At 65.2% G+C, this 5078-nt stretch carries 1 pseudogene; it reads left to right on the forward strand.

Annotation, left to right across the window (positions count from 1 at the left end):
* Positions 1-5078 (forward strand): annotated as a pseudogene (locus ENZ74_RS21300) (hypothetical protein); the annotation flags it as partial.

Here is a 5078-nt window from a genome sequence, read left to right on the forward strand (position 1 = left end):
ATCTCCGGCATCACCGCCTCGCTCGATGCGCGCGGGCTCAATGAGGGCAGCGGCCACTACGCTTTCGGCACGACCGCGTTTACCGTCCCGCAACTTTACGATCTGCGCAATTACATCTTCGTTGCGGCCGGGGCTTCGGGCGGCGGCACGTCGATCACCGACCTCGCCTCGATCGAATATGCCGACAGCATTACCGCCAGCGACGCCATCATTGTCCTGGTCAACCGCGGGACAATCGACGACGCCACCGGCTTCTCGCTGAGCGACGGACAGGAACTGGCCTCGTTCGGCAACGACCGCGCGTTCTCGCTCGGCGGGGTGCCGTTGAATGTCACCGGCACCAACATCCATCATGACGAATCCATATCGGATTCAGCGGGTGCGGCGACGCTGACCAGTTCCGGCGGCGGTAATGTCGTGACGCTGGGCAACGGCAACACGCTGCTCGATTTCAACGTTTCCGGGGGTTCCGGCTCGGCGATCTACGGCCTGGGCATCAACGGCCTGACCGTCCAGGGCGTGACGGCCAGCAATGTCGGGTCCGGCCTCTACCTCAATGGTGTGACCGGCACGGTCTCGGTCGACGACCTGACCGTCCAGACCGCATCTCAAACCGGCATCGTGCTTGTCGATTCGAACGCGACCGTCGATTTCACCGGCAACACCAAGATTACCAGTGCCGCCAGCGTCGGGCTGTTCGCCAACAATTTCGACGGCATCGCCACCTTCGACGATCTCGACATCAGTGGCGGCGGCAGGGGCGTGGCCATCTGGAGCGGCTCGAGCGGCACGCTGACTTTCGCGGCCGCGAGTTCCATCACCAACACGGGCGATGTAGCCTTCAACATCAACGGTGCGGTGCCCAACGTCACCTACAACGGCACGATCGACCAGGCCAATGCGGCCAACGCGGTCAGGATCATCGGCCAGACCGGCGGCACCGCCACCTTCGGCGGCAAGATCACCGCCAGCACGGGCTCGGCCAACGCGATCGACCTGTCCGCCAACACCGGCGGCACGGTGAAATTCACCGGCGGGCTGGACCTGACCACGACGACCGGTACCGGCTTCGATGCCACCGGGGGCGGCACGATCACAGTCGCGGCCGCGGGCACGGAGCAGATCACCACCGGCACCGGCCGGGCGATCAATCTCGACGGCATCACCATCGGCACCGGCGGCATGGCGTTCGACAGCATCACGACAGGCGTTGCGACGGCCACGGCGCTCAACTTCAATGCCGTCTCGGGCGGCCAGTTCCTGGGTGGCAATGTCACTGTCGGCGGCACCGCTGCCGGCATCAACGGCCTTGCAATCAACGCTTCGTCATCGACCTTCACCATCACCAATCTGGTGGCGACCAATGTCGCGGGCACCGATGTCAGCCTGACCAACAATACGGGCTCGATCACGATCCTCGGCGGCACCATCACCAATTCGGGCGCTGGCGACGGTGTCGTCGTTTCCGGCGGCAGCGCGACAGTCGGCGTAGCGGCCAACATCTCCAGCTCGGCAACCGCGCCAGGCGCGGCGGTCAAGGTCGACGGCACCACCGGCGGCTCGGTGACCTTCAGCGGTACGGTCACCTCGACCGGCACCGGCGATCTGTTCGATGTCGGATCGACGCTGACCCCGGCCGGCGGCGCCATCAGCTTCACTGGCCCGACCTTGTCGGCGACGGGTGGCGGCGGGGCGCTTGTCAGCAGCCTCGGCGGCACCGCGACGTTGAACGTGACCGCGCCGCTGTCGATCACCAATGCCACGGGCACCGGCCTGTCCGTCACCAATGTCGCCAGCACGGCATCGGCGAGCTTTGGCGAGGTCACCGTGACGACGCCTGGCGGCACCGGCATCTTCATTGCCGACAATGGCACGGTCACCTTCGGCACAACCCAGGTTACGCTGGGAGCGGCAAGCACCGCCGGCATCGAGTTCCTCGACATCAACGAACATATCAGCTTCGGCACGACCACGATCGACGAGGTTGGCGCCAACCAGACCGGCATCGACTTCAGCGGTTCCTCGAGCGGTTCCTCGACAAGGGCCGATTTCGGCCTGACCACGATCACCGGCACCGGCAGCCTGACCTCGCGCGGCATCGACCTGTCGTCGACGACCGGCAACAAGACCATCACCTTCCTGCGCGGCTCCAGCATTTCCAATGTCGGCGTCGGCGTCGAATTGTCGTCGAGCGGCGCCACCGCGACCTCGGCCAACGCCAACTTCACCTTCGGCGACGGCACGTCCGCCGATGGGCTGCAGTCCTCCATCAGCGCCGCCGCCGGCGGCTACACCGTCAACACGATCGGGCTCGATCCGACGCTCGGCAATTATGATTTCGACGACGTCAACTTCACCGGCGCCGCCCATCTGGCCAGCGCGGTCGGTGGGACCATCATGATTTCCCAGGGCGGTGGCATCGTCCACGCCAACACGGACGGGCTCAGCGCCGACGTGACCACCTACACGGTCGCCGAGGCCGATGCCATGACCGGCACGCTGAACTTCGCCTTTGTCGGCACCGTCGATCTCAGCGGCACCCCGTTCACGCTCGATTCCGGCCAGTCGATCATCGGCTTCGGCAACGGCGCCTCCATCCTCACCTCCGGTACCGTCCAGCCGGTCAATGTCCAGGGCAATCTCGGCGCTACTGGCGGCAACGTCACCGGCGATGAGGGCGTGGTCAAGAGCACGGGCAGCGATACCCTGCATCTGCTCGGCAACAACCAGGTGCGCGACACCGCTTTCGACTTCAGCGGCGGCAGCGGCTCGGTCTTCCTCGTCAACGGGAGCGCGGCTGGCTTCGTCAATACCGGCGGCATCTTCATCGAAGGCGTCACGGTCAGCAATGTCGCCGTGGGCCAGACAGCGTTCAAGGTCGTCGGCCTCGACACCAATTTGTCGATCACCAACAACAACATCAACGTCGCCGGCACGCTGCTCGACGCCAATGGCGGCAGCGGCGACATCACGGTCACGCGTGGCAGCTTGCCCAACAGCGGTCCGGCGGGCACGCTGACCGGCGGCGGCATCAACCTGCAGAACCTGACCGGCACGGTGACCATTGGCGACGGCACGCTGACCAACACCGGCGCGAACACGGCTTTCAATGTCGGCTCGACGACTGCCGGGAGCGGCGGCAGCGCGATCATCTCCTATGCCGGCACCATCAACAGCAACGGCACCGGCGCGGCTGTTTCGATCCAGAGCATGACTGGCGGCTCGGTGACGCTGTCGGGCAACCTGACTGATACCAACGCGGCCGCTGGCGGCAATATCGTCATTGCCGGCAACGACTCGGCCGCGATCACCTTCTCGGGCACCAGCAAGGTGATCAGCTCGGGCGCGACGGACGCCGTCAGCCTGGGTCTCGTTGGCAATTTCCCCGCAGGCACACCGGCCCCCAACACCAATTCCGCGATCAATTTCACCAATGGCGGTCTCGACATAACGACGACGACCGGCACCGGCTTCATCGCCTTCGGAGATTTTACCACCGGCGCCGTTACGGTCACCGGCACGGGCAACGAGATCAATTCCGGCGCCGACGGTCTTATCTTGTTCGGCGCCAATGTCGGCGCCGGCGGCGTTGCCTTCGACAGCGTCTCGGCCGTATCCACGAGTACCGGCGCTGGTGTGCTGCTTGGAGGTATCAATCTCGGCGGCGACGTCAACATTGGCGGCCTGAGGGATACCGGCTACATCGGCGCTTCATTGATCGGCCTGAGCGGCGCCGGCGTGGTCAATTTCACCGGCAAGACCGATCTCGACGTCAGCTACAGAGGGTTCGATATTGGTGGGCCGCTGGTCGGCACCATAAACATCGCCAATGTCGCCGGATCCACCCTGAACATCGATGGCGCCGAGATCGGTATCGCATTGACGACCTCGAGCGGGACCGTCAACGTTGGCGGGAATGGCGGCAGCGCCAGCATCGGCGCGACGACAAGCACCACTGGTTCAGCGATCACGCTCGCCGGCGGCAATGATCTTGTCCACGCCACACTGAACTACACCGGCTCGATCAACGTCAGCGCGGGTAGCGTCTTGCAAGTCGGCGGCGGCGACTGGAGCGAGCTCAACATGAGCGGTTCGGTCGTTTCGACCTCGGCAGTAGCACTGCCGGGGACAGCGGTCTTCACCTTCAGCGGCAACGCCGAGGGCGTGTACAATATTTCGAGCACGATCAATCATACCGGGAGCGCCGTCGGCGTCTTGTTTGACGGATCGTCCGAGGGAACGGCCACCTTCTCCGGCACCTCGAAGATATTCGACACCAGCAGCGGCGCCAACGGCGCCATCGTCAAGCTCCCCAGCATCGGCCCGACCCAGGGCACGGGCTCGCTCGCCTTTACCGGCGGCAACCTCAAGATCACCACCGCCAGCGGCGCCGGCTTCAGCGCCAGCACCTTCGGCGCCGGCACGATCAGCGTCAGCGGCACCGGCAACACCATCACCACCGGCACGGGAACCGCGCTGAAGCTTGGCGATGCGACGGCGGTCGTGGCCGGGGCGACAGGCGCGACGGTCGGCGCGGACGGCATCAAGTTCGACACGATTTCGACCAATGGCGCGGCGACCGGCATATCACTCAACAATGTCAGCGGCGGCGCCATCGATCTCGGGGCGGTCGACCTGCAGGGCATCACTGGCACCGGCGTCCAGGTTTCCGGCACGCTCGGCTCGACGCTGGATTTCCACAGCCTGAACATCGGGATCGCGGCAAGCGCCACCAACGCCGTCGGCCTCGACCTCAATGGCGCGGCGCTCGGCACGAGCACCATCACGGCCGACGATTTCGATGTCGACGGCGGCAACTCCACCGGTTCGCTCGGCATCGACATGGCCGGCACGACGACAACCGGCACCGGCAAGATCCAGCTCGGTGACCTCCTCAACAACAATCCTGGCCCTGCTGGTCAGACGTCGACCATCACCAAGGTCGCCCAGGGCGTCCAGTTCTCCAGCGCCACCAACGCCAGGCTGGTGTTCGGCGACGGCGGCAGCCCGGCCGAATCGAAGATCGAGACCTTCGGCAACGGCCAGGTCATCCACGCCACCGACACGCTGCCGACATC

The sequence above is a fragment of the Mesorhizobium sp. M7A.F.Ca.CA.002.15.2.1 genome (assembly GCF_003998715.1).
In the GTDB taxonomy this organism is placed as follows: domain Bacteria; phylum Pseudomonadota; class Alphaproteobacteria; order Rhizobiales; family Rhizobiaceae; genus Mesorhizobium; species Mesorhizobium ciceri.